Origin of the sequence: Sinorhizobium kostiense, from assembly GCF_017874595.1 — a bacterium.
Classification (GTDB): Bacteria; Pseudomonadota; Alphaproteobacteria; order Rhizobiales; family Rhizobiaceae; genus Sinorhizobium; species Sinorhizobium kostiense.
Genome location: NZ_JAGILA010000004.1, coordinates 221628 through 240845 on the forward strand (window position 1 = coordinate 221628; position 19218 = coordinate 240845).

15 protein-coding genes and 1 pseudogene are annotated in these 19218 nt (G+C 62.9%); 9 read left to right on the forward strand and 7 right to left on the reverse strand.

Going from position 1 to position 19218, the window contains the following annotated elements:
• Nucleotides 1-103: 103 nt before the first annotated feature.
• From J2Z31_RS16375 to J2Z31_RS16385, 3 genes are all read left to right on the forward strand, one after another.
• Nucleotides 104-1489 carry an aldehyde dehydrogenase family protein gene (locus J2Z31_RS16375; protein ID WP_209602633.1) on the forward strand — a complete coding sequence of 462 codons (1386 nt, stop codon included), beginning with the start codon at nt 104-106 and terminating at the stop codon, nt 1487-1489.
• Nucleotides 1486-2631 (forward strand): iron-containing alcohol dehydrogenase, encoded by a 1146-nt coding sequence (locus J2Z31_RS16380; RefSeq protein WP_209602634.1) that lies wholly within the window; start codon nt 1486-1488, stop codon nt 2629-2631. Before J2Z31_RS16375 ends, J2Z31_RS16380 begins: the two co-directional genes overlap by 4 nt.
• A 206-nt stretch (nt 2632-2837) precedes the next feature.
• Nucleotides 2838-3554, forward strand: coding sequence for a ParA family protein (locus J2Z31_RS16385; RefSeq protein ID WP_209602969.1), 717 nt, complete (start codon nt 2838-2840; stop codon nt 3552-3554).
• Nucleotides 3555-3748: 194 nt separating this feature from the next.
• Here J2Z31_RS16385 and J2Z31_RS16390 read toward each other — a convergent pair whose 3' ends face one another.
• Both J2Z31_RS16390 and J2Z31_RS16395 read right to left on the reverse strand, forming a co-directional pair.
• Nucleotides 3749-5038, reverse strand: coding sequence for an NAD(P)/FAD-dependent oxidoreductase (locus J2Z31_RS16390; RefSeq protein WP_209602635.1), 1290 nt, complete (start codon nt 5036-5038; stop codon nt 3749-3751).
• Between the two features lie 145 nt (nt 5039-5183).
• Complete coding sequence (locus tag J2Z31_RS16395) at nt 5184-6602, reverse strand: L,D-transpeptidase family protein (protein WP_209602636.1); 1419 nt, start codon at nt 6600-6602, stop codon at nt 5184-5186.
• A gap of 264 nt (nt 6603-6866) precedes the next feature.
• Between J2Z31_RS16395 and J2Z31_RS16400 the strand changes: the two are divergent.
• Nucleotides 6867-7702 (forward strand): annotated as a pseudogene (locus tag J2Z31_RS16400) (DUF4432 family protein).
• Nucleotides 7703-7774: 72 nt separating this feature from the next.
• Nucleotides 7775-8113 (forward strand): TIGR01244 family sulfur transferase, encoded by a 339-nt coding sequence (locus J2Z31_RS16405; RefSeq protein WP_209602637.1) that lies wholly within the window; start codon nt 7775-7777, stop codon nt 8111-8113.
• Nucleotides 8114-8242: 129 nt separating this feature from the next.
• On the opposite strand, the gene J2Z31_RS16410 is transcribed toward J2Z31_RS16405, so the two are convergent.
• The 3 genes from J2Z31_RS16410 to J2Z31_RS16420 are packed head-to-tail and all read right to left on the reverse strand — an operon-like array spanning nt 8243 to nt 11826.
• A complete protein-coding gene (locus J2Z31_RS16410) occupies nt 8243-9889 on the reverse strand; it encodes a thiamine pyrophosphate-binding protein (RefSeq protein WP_209602638.1) in 1647 nt (548 codons plus the stop codon).
• A 45-nt stretch (nt 9890-9934) separates the two neighbouring features.
• Complete coding sequence (locus J2Z31_RS16415) at nt 9935-10885, reverse strand: DMT family transporter (RefSeq protein WP_209602639.1); 951 nt, start codon at nt 10883-10885, stop codon at nt 9935-9937.
• Nucleotides 10882-11826: an alpha/beta fold hydrolase gene (locus tag J2Z31_RS16420; RefSeq protein ID WP_209602640.1), complete on the reverse strand. Its 945-nt coding sequence runs from the start codon at nt 11824-11826 to the stop codon at nt 10882-10884. The genes J2Z31_RS16415 and J2Z31_RS16420 overlap by 4 nt, the downstream gene beginning before the upstream one ends.
• A 193-nt stretch (nt 11827-12019) precedes the next feature.
• Between J2Z31_RS16420 and J2Z31_RS16425 the strand changes: the two genes are divergently transcribed.
• The 4 genes from J2Z31_RS16425 to metF all read left to right on the forward strand — a co-directional run bounded on the left by J2Z31_RS16425 (nt 12020) and on the right by metF (nt 17029).
• Complete coding sequence (locus J2Z31_RS16425) at nt 12020-12790, forward strand: ribonuclease T2 (RefSeq protein ID WP_209602641.1); 771 nt, start codon at nt 12020-12022, stop codon at nt 12788-12790.
• Nucleotides 12791-12913: 123 nt separating this feature from the next.
• Nucleotides 12914-14563 carry an energy-dependent translational throttle protein EttA gene (gene ettA, locus J2Z31_RS16430; protein WP_209602642.1) on the forward strand — a complete coding sequence of 550 codons (1650 nt, stop codon included), beginning with the start codon at nt 12914-12916 and terminating at the stop codon, nt 14561-14563.
• Nucleotides 14564-15059: 496 nt separating this feature from the next.
• Entirely contained in the window at nt 15060-16082 is a 1023-nt protein-coding gene (locus J2Z31_RS16435; protein ID WP_209602643.1) for an ArsR/SmtB family transcription factor, read from the forward strand.
• Between the two features lie 2 nt (nt 16083-16084).
• On the forward strand, nt 16085-17029 hold the full coding sequence (metF, locus tag J2Z31_RS16440) for a methylenetetrahydrofolate reductase [NAD(P)H] (protein WP_209602644.1): 945 nt from the start codon (nt 16085-16087) through the stop codon (nt 17027-17029).
• Between the two features lie 149 nt (nt 17030-17178).
• On the opposite strand, the gene J2Z31_RS16445 is transcribed toward metF, so the two are convergent.
• Nucleotides 17179-17409: a DUF1127 domain-containing protein gene (locus J2Z31_RS16445; RefSeq protein ID WP_209602645.1), complete on the reverse strand. Its 231-nt coding sequence runs from the start codon at nt 17407-17409 to the stop codon at nt 17179-17181.
• 857 nt (nt 17410-18266) lie between these two features.
• Nucleotides 18267-19205, reverse strand: coding sequence for a DMT family transporter (locus J2Z31_RS16450; RefSeq protein WP_209602646.1), 939 nt, complete (start codon nt 19203-19205; stop codon nt 18267-18269).
• Between the last annotated feature and the right edge of the window lie 13 nt (nt 19206-19218).

A 19218-nucleotide genomic window follows, 5' to 3' on the forward strand; every position in this document is an offset into this window, starting at 1 on the left:
GCGCGAGGGTGCCGCCAGCAAGCCCCTCCCCCTTGTGGCGAGGGGTTGGGGAGGGGGCCCACCCCTTGCGAGAATTTTTGAACAGAGAAACAGGAAGACGATCGTGACGATGATCAGATGTATTTCGCCGGTCAATGGCGAGGTCTATGCGGAGCGTCCGGCCATGCCGCTGGAGCGCGCCAGGGAAGCGGTGGCGAAAGCGCGGCTTGCGCAGAAGGTTTGGGCCCGGCGTCCGCTCGAGGAGCGGGTGAAGCTGGTGCTTGCCGGTGTCGCGCGGCTCAATGAGATGGCCGACGAGGTGGTGCCCGAGCTTGCCTGGCAGATGGGCCGGCCGGTGCGCTATGGCGGCGAGTTCAAGGGCTTCAACGAGCGGTCCAACTACGTCGCTTCCATCGCCGCCGACGCGCTGAAGCCGCTTGTCGTCGAAGAGAGCGATCGTTTCGAGCGGCGTATCGAACGCGAGCCGCACGGCGTCGTGTTCGTCATCGCGCCCTGGAACTATCCATACATGACGGCGATCAATACGGTCGCGCCGGCGTTGATGGCCGGCAACACCGTGATCATCAAACACGCCAGCCAGACGATCCTCGTCGGCGAGCGGCTGGTTCACGCCTTCGTGGAAGCCGGCGTGCCGGCAGACGTCTTCCAGAATCTGTTCCTCGACCACGAGACGACGGCGGCGTTGATTGCCGCCAGGAGCTTCGACTTCATCAACTTCACCGGTTCGGTCGACGGCGGGCGCTCGATCGAGCGGGCGGCAGCAGGCACTTTCACCGGTCTCGGTCTCGAACTCGGCGGCAAGGACCCGGGCTATGTGATGGAGGATGCCGATCTCGACGCCGCGGTCGACACGCTGATGGACGGCGCGACTTACAATTCGGGCCAATGCTGCTGCGGCATCGAGCGCATCTATGTGCATGAATCGCTCTATGATGCATTCGTCGAAAAGTCGGTTGCCTGGGTTTCCAATTACAAGCTCGGCAATCCGCTCGACCCGGAAACGACGCTCGGCCCCATGGCCCACAGGCGGTTCGCCGAGACGGTGCGCAGTCAGATCGCCGATGCGGTGGCGAAGGGGGCGAAGGCGCTGGTAGATCCGAAGCTGTTTCCCGAGGACGACGGCGGCGCCTATCTCGCGCCGCAGATTGTCGTCGACGTCGACCATTCGATGGCGTTCATGCGCGAGGAGACCTTCGGTCCGGCGGTCGGGATCATGAAGGTGAAGAACGACACGCAAGCGATCGAACTGATGAATGACTGCCAGTACGGCCTCACGGTCTCGCTTTGGACCAAGGATGCCGAGCGTGCCGCTGGGATCGGCCGCGAGCTCGAGACGGGCACGGTTTTCATGAACCGTGCCGACTATCTCGACCCGGCGCTCTGCTGGACCGGCGTCAAGGAGACGGGCCGCGGCGGTTCGCTTTCCGTCATTGGCTTCCACAATCTGACCCGCCCGAAATCCTACCACCTGAAGAAAGTCACAGCATGACGATCACTGCCAACTGGAGCTATCCGACCGCCATCAAGTTCGGTGCCGGCCGGATCAAGGAGCTTGCCGACCATTGCAAGGCCGTCGGCATGAAGAAGCCGCTGCTCATAACCGATCGCGGTCTCGCACCGATGGCGATCACGCAGAATGCGCTCGACATTCTCGATGCGGGAGGTCTCGGCCGCGCCATTTTCGCGGAGGTCGATCCGAACCCCAACGATGTCAACCTTGAGGCCGGCATCAAGGCCTTTAAGGATGGCGGCCATGACGGTGTGGTCGCCTTCGGCGGCGGCTCCGGTCTCGATCTCGGCAAATGCGTCGCCTTCATGGTCGGCCAGACGCGGCCAGTCTGGGATTTCGAGGACATCGGCGACTGGTGGACGCGTGCAAATGTCGACGGCATCGCGCCGATCGTCGCCGTGCCGACGACGGCCGGTACCGGCTCCGAGGTCGGCCGTGCCAGCGTCATCACCAATTCGCAAACCCATGTGAAGAAGGTGATCTTCCACCCGAATTTCCTGCCGGCGGTGACGATCTGCGATCCGGAACTGACGGTTGGCATGCCGAAGGTCATTACCGCCGGCACCGGCATGGATGCCTTTGCCCACTGCCTGGAAGCCTTTTCCTCGCCCTTCTACCATCCGATGTCGGCCGGCATCGCGCTCGAAGGCATGCGACTCGTCAAGGAATACCTGCCGCGCGCCTACAGGGACGGCAGCGACATCGAGGCGCGCGCTCACATGATGAGCGCGGCGGCAATGGGGGCTGTCGCCTTCCAGAAGGGGCTTGGTGCGATCCATTCGCTATCCCACCCTGTGGGTGCGATCTACAACACCCATCACGGCATGACCAATGCTGTCGTGATGCCGCCGGTCCTGCGCTTCAACCGCCCGGCGATCGAAGAGAAGATCGCGCGCGCCGCTGCCTATCTCGGCATTTTCGGCGGCTTCGACGGCTTCTACGACTATGTGCTGCAATTGCGCGAGGAACTCGGCGTTCCCGACAAGCTCTCTGCCCTCGGCGTCGGCACCGATCGCATCGACGAGATGGCGGGGATGGCGATCGTCGACCCCACGGCAGGCGGCAATCCGGTGGAACTGACGCTCGAAGCGGCGAAGAAGCTCTTTGTCGCGTGTATCTGAAGTCGTCGCCCGTTAATTTTTTCAAAGCCCGGGAATCCCTGATTTTCCGGGCTTTTTCATGCGCAAGGGCCCGCAGAGGCGGCGCGACGGTTAATCTTTGCCAGCCAAAATTTCCATTTCGTTAACCATGTTCTGAAAGGTTCCGTTAATCGAATCTGCCCCGAAGCGCGGGGGGACCGAGCATCGAGAGAATGAGGTGGAAGAAGATGGCGGTGATTACATTGGCCAACGCCAAGGGCGGCGCCGGTAAGACCACGGCGGCCCTGATCCTGGCAACGGAACTTGCGCGGCAGGGCAACCGCGTGGTGATCCTCGACGCGGACCCGCAGCGCTGGATCACCAGCTGGTCGGAGATATCCGGTCGCATCCCCAATCTCGAAGTGATTTCGCACATCACGCCGGCTTCGCTGCCCTGTCACATCCGCGAGCTCAAGGACGAGGTGGACTTCATCGTGATCGACCTCGCAGGTGCCAAGGACGCGATCGTAGCGCTTGCGCTCGGGCTTTCCGATCAGGTGCTGATCCCCGTTCAAGGCTGTGCCATGGACGCGCGGGGAGCAGTGCAGATCCTGGAACTCATTCGGCAGATCCAAGACAGGGCGAAAGTTCGGATCAAGCATTCCGTTGTGCTGACGCGGGTGAACTCTCTGGTAACGACCCGGGCGTTGCAAACGATCAAGACGCTGCTCGCTGAACGCGGCGTTTCGGTCCTCGACACGCCGATCATCGAGCGCGCCGCTTACCGCGAGATCTTCGAATGCGGCGGGACGCTGCAGACGATGGACGCAAGCCGGGTCAGTAACCTCGAGAAGGCTCGCGAAAACGCCTTCGCGCTGGCCAGCGAGATACAAGCGCTGCTGCCCGTAACACCACGCCGCGCATTGATGTCTCGCTTGCGCTCGGCTTTGCCGCGCGCGGCGTGACTTCCTTTCGAGGTTGCTCGCTTTCCCGGGAGGCTTCTACGTGCCCCTCGTCCCTGTGCTTGTCACAGGGACCCAGCCATAGCGCCCGCGCCGTGAGTAACTGTGCCGGCCCCGGTGTATGCTGCGACAAGAACAGTGATAACGGCACGGGGGCGGCCTTTGCTGTACCTCCCGTGCCTCAGCGAGCGCGTGGATCAGAACCGCCGATCGATCAAGTGCTTGGCCTGGGCGCCGATGTGGTAGAAGGCGGATTTCAGGTTGCGCCAGGGGTCCGGCGTGACCGGAGTTTCGGCGAGAGGGACCGCAGTGGCGTCGCCGACGACATAGCGGGCAAGTGCACGGCCGAAGACGGTTCCGGGCGCAATGCCGCGGCCGTTGTAGCCACCGACGGAAACGACGTTCGGCGCAAGAAGGTGCATGACCGGCAGGTTGTTGGCCGTCATACCGATGCGTCCGTCCCACCAATATTCGAAACGGAAATCGCCGATATAGGGGAAGAGCTTGCGCACCGACCGGGTGGCGAAGGCACGATGGGTGCCCTCGGCGATCGCGTCCAGCCTGCCTATCGATCCGAAGATCAGTCGATTCTGTTGGTCCATGCGGAAGGATGTCATCACCAGTCCCGTGTCCCAGGCGCCTTGGCGCTCCGGAAGAATCCTGCTGGCGACGTCTTCTTGAAGAGGATTCGTCGCGAACTGGAAATAGGGAAGGATGGTCAGTTCCTGTGTCTGCGCTCGCCATGGAGCGCCATCGACGAGCGAGCCGTAGGCGTCGGTGGCGACAATGACGTGCGGCGCCGTGAGCGAGCCGTCGCCGGCTGCTAGCTTCCAGAGATCACCCTTGCGATCGGCGGCAAGAAGCGGCGTATTGGTGAAAATCTCGGCGCCGGCGTCAAGCGCCGCCCGGGCAAGCCCACGCGCATAGGCGAGCGGCTGGATCGTTCCGGCCCGCCGGTCGAGAAGGGCGCCGCTGAAGCCTTCCGCGCCGGAGAGCGCATGCGCCTTCTCGTCCGAAAGCACTTCCACCGGCGCACCGCGTCTTTTCCATTGAGCTTCCCGTTCGCGCAGTTCCCTCAATCCATGGGCGCCGACAGCCATGTGCAGCGTGCCCTTGCGAACCGCTTCGCACGCGATGCCATGCTTTGCGACCAACTCGTATACCAAGGACGGGCCGTCGCCGAGCTCTGCAAGCAGGCGGTCGCCGGCCGCCGGGCCGAGCGTGGCGACGAGATCGTCCGGCTTCACCCACATGCCGGCATTGACGAGCCCGACATTGCGGCCCGAGCCGCCATGGCCGATCGTCTGTGCCTCGACCAGGGTGGCCTTCACCCCCAATTCAGCGAGATGAAGGGCGGCCGAAAGACCGGTGAAACCGCCGCCGACGATCGCTACATCGGCCGTCCGGTCGCCCGTGAGGGGGCCGGTCTCGGGAGCAGCCGGTGCCGTCGCATGCCAGAGATTGGGGAGAGGGCGCTCCGTCGCCATTGCCGGTATTCCTTTGTCAGCCGGGATTGTTCGCCTGTGATAAAGCGAATGCGGCAAGGATTTTCATGACAATGTTTCATGAAGTCATGAAGGCCGACGATGTCGGGCGTCCCGAGGGGCTCCGCCTCAATCGGGCGTAAGCGTGCTATTGATAGCGACTGAGAACATCCACGGAAGTCGGCGCCCCGGCCTCGTCGACGAACTCGACCGTAACGCCGGGGCTCACCATCTTGCCGAGCTCGGTCGCATCCCAGTTGGTAAGGCGTATGCAGCCATGGCTCTGGGTCTTGCCGATCTTGGACGGGTCCGGCGTTCCGTGAATACCGTAGGTTGGCTTCGAAAGCGCGATCCAGACAGTGCCTACCGGTCCGTTCGGTCCCGGCCGCAATTCCAGGATCCTGTCGTTGGCGCCCTGTTTGAAATTGATCTTCGGGTTGTAGGTATAACCGGGATTGAAGGCGATCCGTTCGACGGTCACGGTGCCGGACGGCGAGGGCGTATCCGCGGAACCGATCGTCGCCGGATAGGCAGCAATGAGTTTGTCCGCCTCGTCATAGGCCAGAACCTGTTTGCGCCCCTTGTCGGCGACGACCCGTGCCACCTTGCCCGTCTTGTTCGGGCCGGGGTTGATGACCTTGATCGTGGTGCCGGGGATCGAAAAATCGACACCCGGATTGAGCTCGCGCAGATAGTTCTCGTCCATGTGGAACTTCTCGCCGAGCATCTCGGCGGTGGACGTGAAGGAGAGATGCGGAAGAAGCGCCTTGTGCGCATAGTCTTCCGGGATCGAGGCGACATAGGGACCGGCCGCATCGGCGGCTGTAATGGTGTAGGTGGTGATCGGCAGGCCACCGCTGAAGCGCAGCCGCTCGAGAATGTCCTCGGTGTTGTTCGGGTCCAGTGTTTCGCCGGTCGCCTGCTGCCAGGCCTCGATCGCCTTCGTGACGTTCGAGCCCATCTTGCCGTCGATCACGCCTGGCGAGAACCCTTCCCGGTCGAGGAAGACCTGCAGAGCTGTGATTTCCGCCTTCGACTTGTTGGTCACCGGTGCCGCCGGCGGCATTGGCTGCCGCAGAGGATCTTCGTATTGCGGATCGTAGGCGGCCTGCTCGTCGCCAAGCGAAGGCAGGCTGTTCGGAAGGTCCTCGCGCTCCACCGGCGCAGGCGTCGCGTCACGGTATCCGGGAACGGTTCCGGTATATTCGCCTGGCTCGGAATAGCCGTATTCCGGGTCGCGCCGGTTCGAATAGACATCGGCGCCATATCCGCGGCGGCGGACGGCATAGCCGTCATTCGGCACCACCGTGGCGACGACATTGCCCCAAGGGTCGACCAGGACCGTGCGACCGCGACGGTCGCGCATGGCGCGGACTTCGCCGCCATCCGGAATGTAGTCGAGGATGTCGCCTTCAGGCGTCACCAGCAGAACGTCCGGCTCGTCCCAGAAACCGCCGTAACCCTCCTGCGCGCGTGCAGGCACGAGCTCCACGGCGATAAGGCCGATTGCGGCGATAAGCGAAAGGCCGATGCGGGTCGCTGATGTCACGAAAGAACCTGTCGTCATGGTTGGCTGCTCTGCGGCGGTACATTTGGATTTCGACGTTAATGTGAAAAAAGTGAAATCATCATGAACAATCCCTTAAATCGTAGTATGCAGGCTTTTCCGGCCGCGCAACAGCGATCTCGGCTGGCTTTCACCGCGCCCATTCAACCTCCTTGAATCCATAACGGCTTTTATTCCGATTGGTTCACGTCGAAGGCACCGAAGAGGGTCGAGCTATGTTGGCCTGCCTCTGATCTAATTCCGTGGGCAACAAAAGAGGTGCGCATGAAGACCAGGCTTGACGCGGACGACCGCGCGGACGGCTACCTCCTGTTCGACCGATCTTCGGCGCTCGACATCGCCGCCTTCGTCGTTACCGGAGTCGACCTGTCGCCGGGTGAGGCTATCCCGCCCAACGGGGATCGGCGAATCGACCGGGCGCTTGCCGGGTTTCTCTTCACCTGCGGTCCCGATCACATTCGCCATCCGGAGCCGGTGGACGGAGGCGGCGACGGCGCCTGCTATCCGCTGCATGGTTCGCTTTCGGGGACTCCGGTCAGCCGCGCGGAAATCTCTCAAAACGGTTTCCGATGCACCGGCATCACCGAAGTCGATCTCGCCTGCGGCGGCAGGGCGGCGATAGAGCGCTGCTGGCAGGTCGAGCCGGATTGCGTGAGGCTTCAAGATCGTGTCCTCAATATCGGAGCCACAGGCTTCGCGCCGATGATGATGTATCACATCAATATTGGCGGCCGGCTGCTCGGAGCGGAGACGCGGATCGAAGCTCTATCGGTGGAGGGCGGTTCGCAGCCCTGGCGCTTCGGTGAGGGCGAGAGCGCACATTTCTGCATACCGGCTGTCGCCAGCCAGGATGGATGGGGGAGGTCGCGCTTGGCCCGCTGCCGGGGCTCGAAGGCCGCAGCCTACATGTCCGATTCCGGACGGACACGCTGCCGTTCCTGCAGATGTGGCGTTGCCAGCGCGGCGGCGCCGACGTCATCAGCATCGAGCCGGCCTCGCACCGGCTCGCCAAACGGCCGCAGCACTGCGCAGGCGGCGAACTCGCCTGCATGGAACCCGGCCAGTCGCGAGATTATGGCCTCGCGCTTCGCGTAGCTTGAACCCGCTTCACGATTGACGCCGCCCGGTGCCCGGCCTACACCAAGGCAAAATAGTCATGAGGAACCGCCATCATGGACATCCGCCAGATCAACGATGAATATTCGGTTTCGGGCCAGATCACGGTCGAAGACCTCGACGAGATCAAGGCGCTCGGATTCAAATCCATCGTCTGCCACCGTCCGGATTTCGAAGTGCCCGACCAGCCGACTTTCGACGCGATCGCCGCGCGTGCCCAGGAGCTTGGGCTGGAAATCGCTCATATTCCCGTCGGTCCGATGGGTGTGACCGCCGACGCGGTCACCCGCATGGTCGACGCCCTCGACGAATTCCCGCGGCCGATGCTCGGCTATTGCCGCTCCGGCGCCCGCTCCACCGCCGTCTATCAGCAGACCTTGCATATCCGAGGCTGAGGACCGTTCGCCCACAAAGCGACAACGGGCGGTTTCGACATGAACGAGCCGCATCTCATCGAGCCTGAGCAACGGCCGGAGTCCTCATGAGATCGGACACCCAATCGGCAGTAGCCGTTTGGAAATTTTTCACCCGTTCCGAATTTCGCTGAGCGTGCGCGTCGGCGTGATCGCCTCCGGGTCGAGCTTGATCTCGATGATCGCCGGTTTGCCGCTGGCGCGCGCCCGCAGGAAGGCGTCGGCGAATTCTTCCGTTCGCTCGACGATTTCCCCGTGACCGCCATAGGCACGGGCAAGTGCGGCAAAATCCGGATTGGTGAGGTCCGTGGCGCTTACGCGACCGGGATATTCGCGCTCCTGGTGCATGCGGATCGTCCCGTAAATGCCATTGTTGATGACAAGCACGATGATCGGCAATCCGTACCGGATTGCGGTTGCGAATTCCTGTCCATGCATCAGGAAGCAGCCGTCGCCGGCGAAGCAGATGACTTCTCGGTCGGGATGCAGATGCTTGGCCGCCACCGCCGCCGGCAGGCCGTAACCCATCGTGCCGGAGGCGGGCGCCGCCTGAGTTCCGTAACCGCGGAAGCGGTGGAAGCGGTGCAGCCAGGTCGCGTAGTTTCCGGCGCCGTTGGCGAAGATGGTGTCGGGGGCCGTGTTCGCTTCGATCCAATTCATGATCGGGCCCATGCGAACGTCGCCCGGGCCTGTTTCCGGCGGCGTCGACCATCTGAGATAGGAGTCATGCAGCGCTGCGGTGCGGGCGGACCAGCCCGGCTCGGTAGCGGGGCTCACGGTGCCGAGGGCGGCAACGAAGTCGCGGGGGCTGGCGGCAATCGCCAGATACGGGCGATAAACGCGGCCGAGCTCGCTCGGATCGGGATGGACATGCACGAGCGTCTGCTTCGGATAGGGCACGTCGACAAGCGTGTAGCCGGACGAAGGCATTTCCGAGAACCGTCCGCCGATCAAGAGGAGAAGATCGGCGCCCTTTATCTCCGTGGCGAGCGCGGGATTGATGCCGATGCCGACGTCGCCCGCATACATCGGGTGCAGGTGATCGAATAGCATCTGCCGACGGAAGGAGCAGCCGACCGGAAGATGCCAGCGCTCGGCAAACCGTTGGAATCCGGCGACGCTTTCGGCCGTCCAGCGGGTGCCGCCGAGAATGGCGAGCGGACGTCTTGCTTCGGCAAGAAGCGCCGCGAGTTGGTCGATCTGGCTCGCTCCCGGATGGCTTTCGACCGGCTGGTAAGGGCGCGCGGCGGGGGCTTCGGCGCTTTCAGTGAGCATATCCTCCGGCAGGGTCAGCACCACCGGGCCGGGGCGGCCGGAGGTGGCCATCGCAAAAGCACGGGTAACGAATTCCGGGATGCGCGCCGGGTCGTCGATCTCGCCTACCCATTTTGCGATTTCGGTGAAGGCGCGCCGATACTCGATTTCCTGGAACGCTTCGCGTTCTCGCGCATCGCGCTGCACCTGGCCGACGAAGAGGATCAGGGGAATCGAATCCTGCCGGGCGACATGGAGCCCCGCCGACGCATTGGTAGCGCCGGGACCGCGAGTGACCATGCAGATGCCGGGCTCGCCGGTCAGCCGGCCCCAGGCGTCCGCGATCATCGCCGCGCCTCCCTCCTGCCGGCAGACGACGACGTCGATCTCGGTGTCGTAGAGAGCGTCGAGCACAGCCAGATAGCTTTCGCCCGGCACGCAGGAAACGCGCTTCACGCCATTGGCGACCAGTGCCTCGACGATCAATTGTCCACCCGTCTTCATCCGAACTCCTCCCGATTGCTTTGCCATTTCTTCAAAGCCGCGCCTTCAAATCGCCGGCGAGACCGGCGGCACGCTCGCGGACTTCTGCAGCTTGCGTTCGCGCCATATGATATAGAGCCCCGAGGCGATGATGATCGCGATGCCGAGCCATTTCAGCGCGTCCGGAAGGTCGCCGAAGACGAGCCAGCCGAGGATCGTCGCCGATACGATCTCCAGATACTGCAGCGGTGCAAGAACCGAGGCCGGCGCGGCGCGGTAGGCATAGACGGCGAGCACGCCGGAAATCGTCGCGGTGATTCCGACGCCCACGAGATAGACCCAGACGCGGCCATCCGGCCATACGGGGTCGAAGACGCTCGAGCCCGTGCCTTCGCCCAGCGCGAGCATCACCAGGCAGAAAAGTCCGCCCCAGATGCCTGCGTGAAATTGCATCGACCAGGGATCCTCGTTTTGCGCGACCATGCGGGTGACGAGCAGGAACACCGCAAGCGTGAAAGCGGCGACGATCGGCAGGAGCGCGATCGGGCCGACCTCCTGCATGCTCGGCTGGATGACGAGGAGCGCGCCGAGGAAACCGACGGCGCAGGCCGTGTAGCGGCGCCATCCGATCGCCTCCTTCAGGAAAATGCTGCCGAGAATGGTGAGGATGATCGGCTCGACGAAGAAGATGGCGATGGCATCGGCAACCTCCATGACCTTCAGCGTGGTGATGAAGGAAAGCATCGTCAGCAGCAAAAGACCGCCGCGCAGCGCATGCAGTGCGCTCTTCCTCCAGGTGAGATCGAACAGCCTGCCCCGGGCGACCGCGATCGGAAGGATGAAGATGACCTGCAACAGGAAGCGAGCGGCCGTGATCTCGGCAGCCGGCACGGTGGCGATCGCCAACTTGGCGAGAATGTCGATCGCCGGCGAGACCAAAACCGACACGACCATCAGCGTCAATCCGTAGCTGACGCGCTGATCGGTCGAAAATCCGCGAAGGGCGATGTCGTTCATGATGTCGTGTCCTTCGCGCCGACGGCCCTCTGGCACCAGGCGGCGAGGTCTTCCGTCGCCTGATCGCGGCCGATTTCGTTCAATGTCTCGTGGCGCATGTCCTCGTGGATGACAACCGTGACCTCGGTCATTCCGCGCACCCTCATCCGATCGCCGAGCCAGCGCACGACGGCACCGGATCCGGTGGAAGGATCGGCGCCGCCGCCGACGAGGTGAACGGGAAGGTGCGCCGGCAGCCGCGTCAGCCGGCCTGTTTGCGCGCCGGCAAAGGCAAGGCTGAAGATGTCGATCCAGAGCGAAACGGTGGCATCGAAGCCGCAAAGCGGGTCGGCGACGTATCTCGCGACCTCCTCTCGATCGCGGGACAGCCAGTCGAAAGGGGTCTTTCGTTCCGGAATGGCCGAAGCCCAGGCGCCGAAGGTGAGTTGCGACATGAGGAGACTCGGCACGTCCGAGCCTTTCAACGCCTTCTCGATCGCAAGGACTGCCTGCCCGGCGCGGCCGGGAACGCCCGGCCGGAAATTGGAGTTCCAGACCGCGAGGGCGTCGTAGAGCTCGGGGTCGGTCTCAGCGGCGTTGAGTGCAATCAGTCCGCCCATCGAGTGGCCGAAGAGGATGACCGGCAGACCAGGATGGCGGTCGACGGCCATCTCGCGCACTGCGCGGAGGTCGGCGATGACCTTTTCGGCGCCGCCGCGATGGGCAAACAGGCCGAGCTGGGCGTCGGGCGCGCGGCTTCGCCCATGCCCGCGATGGTCGTGCGCGTAGACGTGGAAACCGCGGGCAGCCATTGCCTGGGCAAAACGGCCGTATCGACCGGAGTGCTCGGCGAGGCCATGGCTGATCAGAAGAATGCCCAATGGATCGACCGCGGCGGGACAATGCCGCCAGGCGAGTGCTGCGCCAGTCGGGCTCTGAAGCGTGCTCACCTGCCCGAACATGCCATGCTCCCGAACACTTCACCATCGGCCGAATGCCGTAGGCATATCAAATCGATTTGCTCGCCAAAGGCAATCGCCGCTTGTTGCTCGTTGTGCATGAGATCAGAACGAATCCGCAACTGATCATCAGGGTTGCAATTTTCCCGCTTTTGTTGTTTGTTTGTTCCTGATTTGTTTTCAAACGGAGGCCACCATGGCAGTGCGGGCAGTGATGTATCTGGTAAGGGTTGCGGGATTTGCATTGGGGCTGGGACTGGCGTCCCTTGCCGCGGCAGAGGAGGCGCCAGCTGAAGAAGGCGCGGCGGAAGCTTCGAGCAGAACGGAATATGTTCTGGCGGTCAGTTGGCAGCCGGGTTTCTGCGAGACGCGGCCAACGCGCAAGGAGTGCGCGGACCAGTCCGCCGAGCGGTTCGACGCGACGCATTTTTCGCTCCACGGCCTCTGGCCGCTCAAGAAAAGCTATTGCGGCGTCGAGGCAGAGCTCAAGGCGCGCGATCGCAAGGGCGACTGGCTCGACCTGCCAAAACTCGCGGTCGCGGATGAGACTGCCGCGCGCCTGCTGGTCGCGATGCCGGGGGTGAAGTCCGGCCTCGATCGCCATCAATGGCTGCGCAGCGGCACCTGCCAGGCGGCCAATGCCGAGGATTATTTCGCCCTTCAGCTCCGTTTGCTTGACCAGCTGAACGATTCCGCTGTGCGAGCGCTCTTTGCCGGCAAGGTCGGCTCGGAGCTCGGAGAAAAGGAGATCAAGGCGGCATTCGACACGAGCTTCGGGGCTGGCGCGGGCGACCGCGTGCGCATGCGCTGCCAGACGGTTGCCGGGAGAAGCGTGATCACGGGGTTCACCATCGGGCTTTCCGGCGACTTGGCCGGCAAGGCGGATCTGAAAAGCCTGATCCAGGCGGCGGGCTCGACCGAGTTCAAATGCTCGAGCGGGATCGTGGACGCGGCTGGGAAGGGCTGATCGATACGTCACGCCGCGAGAGACGGGATTGGCGTGGGCAAAACCTTTGCGGATTGCCCCGCCACCATAATTCGCCTACATAGCGGGCAAATTCCCCCATCTCGACGCGGAGCATTCGCTTTTATGGCACGTCAGTTCATCTATCACATGGCCGGGCTCAACAAGGCCTATGGCAACAAGAAGGTCCTGGAAAACATCCATCTCTCCTTCTACCCGGACGCCAAGATCGGCATTCTCGGGCCGAACGGCGCCGGCAAATCCACCGTTCTCAGGATCATGGCCGGGCTCGACCATGAATATACCGGCGAAGCCTGGGTCGCCGATGGGGCAACCGTCGGCTACCTGCCGCAGGAGCCGCAGCTCAACCCCGCAAAGACAGTGCTGGGAAATGTCATGGAGGGTGTTGCCGCCAAGCAGGCGATCCTCGACCGCTACAACGAGCTGATGATGAACTATTCCGACGAGACGGCGGAAGAAGGGGCAAAGCTCCAGGACATCATCGACAGCCAGAACCTCTGGGATCTCGAGAGTCAGGTAGAAATGGCGATGGACGCGCTGCGTTGCCCGCCGGGCGACGCCGACGTCAACAATCTTTCGGGCGGTGAGAAGCGTCGCGTCGCGCTCTGCAAGCTGCTGCTCTCGCAGCCGGACCTCCTGCTCCTCGACGAACCGACAAACCATCTCGATGCCGAGACAATCGCCTGGCTCGAAAAGCACCTGCGCGAATACCCGGGCGCCGTGCTGATGATCACGCACGACCGCTACTTCCTCGACAACGTCACGGGCTGGATCCTCGAGCTCGACCGCGGTCGCGGCATTCCTTATGAGGGCAACTATTCCGCCTATCTCGCAGCCAAGGCGAAGCGCATGGCGCAGGAGGGTCGCGAGGAGGCCGCCCGCCAGAAGGCGATCGGCCGTGAGCAGGAGTGGATCGCCTCCAGCCCGAAGGCGCGTCAGGCGAAATCCAAGGCGCGAATCCGCGCCTATGACGAGCTCGTCAAGGCAGCCGCCGAACGGCGCCCTGGTGACGCGCAGATCATCATTCCGGTCGGTGAACGGCTGGGTCAGGTGGTGATCGAGGCGGACAATATCTCCAAAGGCTACGACGATCAGCTCCTGATCGAGGGTCTGACCTTCAAGCTGCCGCCCGGCGGCATTGTCGGCGTCATCGGGCCGAATGGTGCCGGTAAGACGACGCTGTTCCGCATGATCACCGGCCAGGAACAGTCGGATGAGGGCTCCTTCAGGATTGGCGACAGCGTGCAGCTCGCCTATGTAGACCAGAGCCGCGACGCACTCGACCCCAACAAGACCGTCTGGGAAGAGATCTCCGGCGGCAACGACGTCATCAAGCTGGGCAAGCACGAGGTCAATTCGCGCGCCTATTGCTCGTCCTTCAACTTCAAGGGCGGCGACCAGCAGCAGAAGGTCGGCACGCTCTCCGGCGGCCAGCGCAACCGCGTTCACCTCGCCAAGATGTTGAAATCCGGCGGCAACGTCGTGCTGCTCGACGAGCCGACCAACGACCTCGACACAGAGACGCTCGCGGCGCTCGAGGACGCGCTCGAAAACTTCGCCGGCTGCGCGGTCATCATCAGCCACGACCGCATGTTCCTCGACCGCCTGGCGACCCACATCCTGGCCTTCGAGGGTGACAGCCACGTCGAATGGTTCGAGGGCAACTTCGAGGATTACGAGAAGGACAAGATCCGCCGCCTGGGCCCGGATTCGGTCAATCCGAAACGCGTGACCTACAAGCGCTTGACGCGTTAAGTCGGTGGCGCGACCGGACGCGGAGCAGTCGATCCCTGCAGGCGGCGCGATGGGGTTGTCGGCTCGTGCCTTGCGGTGCCTGCAAGGATGAATACGGGCGGCGACTGCCGCTCGGATCGCCATTGCACAAGAGCCTGAGGCCGCCTCCAGCCGCTGCCAAGGGAACCGGGTACGCGCCGCCTGGGGGTGCCGGACGCCCCGGTGACTCATTCCTGTGAGTCGTGTTTGCCGAAATCCGTCGGCGCGGAAGATGCTCGTCATCGCCCGCGCCTCCACCAGCGCGACAAGGGGACTGCCGCTCGAATGGCTTTATGCGAGATTGGTGTCCGCCTCGCTGCCGCTTCACGGCCGGTCGGCTGGTCCGAGGGGCGCTCACGCATGGCAGTCCGAAGCCACCTGTCCTGCCTACGTCATCGCACTGCCTCTCCGCGCAATATCGCTTGCGCGCCACCCACATTTCACATAAAGATATCTTTATGTGTTGATGAGGGTGATGATGGTTGATCGCGAAATGCTTGGCTTGGATGCCCTGGTAGACGTCTTGAAGGCGGCGGGCGAGCCGACGCGGATGCGACTTCTGGCGTTGCTCGCTGCCGGCGACCTGACCGTAACCGATCTCACCGAAATCCTCGGCCAGTCCCAGCCGCGCATTTCGCGGCACCTGAAGCTCTTGGCCGAGGTCGCGCTGATCGACCGCTACCAGGAGGGCGCCTGGGCCTATTTTCGGCTGCGGCAGGAGGGCGGGCGCGTCGCGCTGGTGCGTGAACTGCTCGCGGCGGCCGCTCCCGATGATGCCATTCTTGGCAGGGACGCGAAGCGGCTTGCGACCTTGAAGAGGGCGCGCGCCGAGAAGGCGCAGGCCTATTTCAGCCGCAATGCCGCGGAGTGGGACGAACTCAGGCGCCTGCATGTGAGCGAGGGCGATGTCGAGGCGGCGCTGAAGGCGATGGTGGGCGAGGAGCCGGTCGACACGCTGCTCGATCTCGGCACCGGCACCGGCCGCATTCTGCAGCTTTTCGAGGGAATCTACCGGCGCGGTATCGGCGTCGACGCCAGCCGCGACATGCTGGCGGTGGCGCGCTCGAACCTCGACAGGGCAGGCATCACCAAGGCGTCGATTCGCCATGGTGACATCTTCAACCTGCCGCTCGACGGCCAATCCTTCGACCTGGTCACGATCCACCAGGTTCTGCACTATCTCGACGAGCCGGAAGCGGCAATCGCGGAGGCCGCGCGCATGCTTGCGCCGGGCGGCCGGCTTGTGATCATCGACTTCGCCCCCCATGGGCTCGAATATCTGCGCGACGAGCATGCGCATGCGCGTCTTGGGTTCTCGCACCAGATGATGGAGGATTGGCTGCAGCAGGCCGGTCTCGCGCTCGAGACGACGACGGACCTCGCGCCGGAAGGCTCTGACGAAGGAAAACTGACGGTAACGATCTGGCTGGCCCGCGATGAGCGTGCCGCCGACAGCATCACCGACATGCCGCGCCAGCGTCTTCAGGTGGGGGGACTTTGAGAATGAATGCACGGACGCTTTACCCTGCCGAACGCGGCACCCTCAGGCTCTCCTTCGAATATTTCCCGCCGAAGAACGAAGAGATGGAGAAACAGCTCTTTCGGACGGTGGCGGATCTCTCCGTGTTCACTCCGGCCTTCCAGACCGTCACCTATGGCGCCGGCGGATCGACCAAGGCCCGCTCGCTGACGACCGTCAAGCGGATGATCGGCGAGATGGGGCTCAAGAACACAGCCGCACATTTGACATGCGTCGGCGCGCCCGAGGCCGAGGTCGATGCGGTGATTGAGGAATTCGTCGCCTGCGGCGTGCGCCATTTCGTGGCGCTGAGGGGCGATCCACAGGGCGGCGTCGGTAGCGCCTACCAGCCTTTCCCGGGCGGCTATGAAAATGCCGCAGCACTGGTGAAGGCGCTTAGAGCCCGCGGCGATTTCGAGATTTCGGTTTCCGCCTACCCGGAGAAACATCCCGAGAGCGCGGATGTCGCAGCCGACATCGACATGTTGAAGCGCAAGGTCGACAATGGCGCGACACGGGCAATTACCCAGTTCTTTTTCGACAATGACGATTTCGAGCGTTACCTCGAACGGTTGCGGCGCGCAGGCATCGGCATCCCGGTCGTTCCGGGCGTCCTCCCGATCAACAACCTCGCGCAGGTGATGAAGTTTGCCGGGCTGTGCGGCGCCAGGGTTCCGGAGGCAGTCGTCTCACGGCTCGCTCATCTTGACGATCAGCCGGAGGAGCGGTTCACGGAGGCAAGCCATATCGCCGCAGAGCAGATCGTCGACCTCGCCCGGCGGGGCGTGCAGGATTTTCACATCTACACCATGAACCGCTCGCCGCTCGTTGCTGCCGTCTGTGATCTCGTTGGCTGCGCCCGGACGGGGGGCATTGGCCAACAAGCGGCAGTGGAGCGGCAGACGAGCAGGACTGCCGCGGCGGGTTAAGGCGCGCCGCATTACACAGCGCGCCTCCGAGCGGATGGGACCACGCCCCCTGTATCCTCGAATCCAACTATCCAGGGACAGGGACATGCGTTGAACTGTGCGCGCCGAGAAGGGGTGGCGCGGCGTAAGTGCGCGCCACCGTGCCCTGCTCATAGTCGGACATCCCACATGGGAAACCGGACGTCCAGCATGTCCTCACTCTCGGGAAGGCCGATATCGCGGCGCATGCGATTCGGCAGATGCGAGATGTGGTTCTGCGTTTGACGGCGCCTCCAGGCGGCCAGGAGCAGCGCTTGCGCGGTTTTCCAGACGCCGAATTTCCGGAACAGCTCATCGATCGCCGCCGCTGGGTTATCAACTAGAAATTGTGCTTCACGCATGATGTTTCTCTCCCGGCACAACGATGTGGCCAGGTCCTCTCGATGTCGAAAGACGCGCAGATGCGGAGACGGAATCGCGAGTGGTCGCTTCGTCAGCCGATCACGTCAGATCAAAATGGGAAAACGCCAAACAGCGGAAATCCAGGGATCAGAGGCCCTAGAAGGCAAATCGGCTCGGCCAATACATATGGCACATCGAAGCCGTGAGAGCCGTTCCGCCAGAGAGGCGCACAGACACGAGAACTGTATTCATTTCACGCCTCCTCTGTTTGAATAGCAAGCTTTGCCAGCTTACACGAGTTCGGCTGAAGAGCAAGCCTGCAATTGCGAATTGTAGGAGACGGGCAGGAATTGTGGCGGGAGGGCAACAGCGCCGCGGTGAGGCCAATCGGTTTCCAAACAAAAGCCCATGAACGGCTACGGCGCTCATGGGCATCATCTTCATTGCAGCGTTTAGACCGGGTGCTCTCGGAGCGGCCTGCCTCTCATCGTTGCTGCTAGATGGATGTTCGGACTGGACTTTCAGCGGCCTTTCATCAGACGAAGATCATAACGGCCACGAATGCGAACGCTGCACTGATCATGAGGACATTCAACGAATGTGTTAGTCCCATAGGATGATCCTCCCTGCGTTGACGGCTAAAACATAGGGTGAAATCACGGCGCTTCAAAGCAAAACTTGTGCTGCAGCGCGAAAGCAGGCCCGCAGCCTTCGCCAATTCACAGGCGTAAGCGCTTGATTTCCTACAAACAAATTGGTCGCCACATTTTTTTCATATTTACTGCCGCGGCGTTAATATGAATGGCTGTAACGTCTCGTGAATGTGCCGGCGGCTGGCAGCCGTCTGTCGATTCACTCAGCTCGACCGGCGCGGCTTGAGCACTCGCCCATCGAGAAGGACGAGACCCGATGCGATCAAAGCCATTCCTGCGAGGTCGACCGGCTGCAGCGTTTCGCCAAGAAAGAGAAATCCAAGCAGGATTGCGCTCGGCGGAACCAGTAACGTCACCAGTGACGTGTTGGTGGCGCCCGCCTCCGCGATGATCCGGAAGTAGAGGATATAGGCATAGGCGGTGGATACGAGGGCGAGTCCAAGAACGGCCAAAAGAGCTGAAAGAGGCGGGGCGGGCAGGGTCCAGGGCGTATCGACGAAGAGCGCGACCGGCAGCATGAGGAGCGTCGAGGCGGTCAACTGTCCAGCGGCCGTGACCGGCGGCGCGAGATCGCGGAACCGCTTGCTATAGATAGCGGAAAAGCCATAGCTGACCGCAGCGAGCACTGGCAGCACCAGCGCCCAGAGCGGCACATTGCCGCTCCGGCCGTAGACGTCCAGCAAGGCACCCGGTCCGATCAGCACCACCGTTCCGGCAAGCCCGAGCAGGCAACCATTGATCTTGGCCGCGTTCAGCTTCTCGTCCTCGGTCGCCATATTGGCGATCAGCACCGTCCAAACGGGCGTCGTCGCATTCAGGATGGCGGCGAGGCCGGCACCGATATGGGTTTGACCGAGAAAGATGAAGGCGTGCGGGATCGCATTGTTGATGAGACCCATCAGCAGGAATTCCCGCCAGCGCGTGAAGAGGGCAGAATAGAGCCCATGACGGCCACGCAGGTAAAGGTGCAAGGCAAGAGCGGCGAGAGCGACACGTAAAAGCACCAGGGTAAAAGGCGGCACATGGGCGACGGCGACGCGCGCGAAGAAGAAGGAGCCACCCCAGATAAGGCCAAGCAGCATCAGTAGCGTCCAAAGGCGCAAACTCATGCTGGTGTGTACGCTGTTTTCGGATGAAAGCATGGGTGCCTGCTCT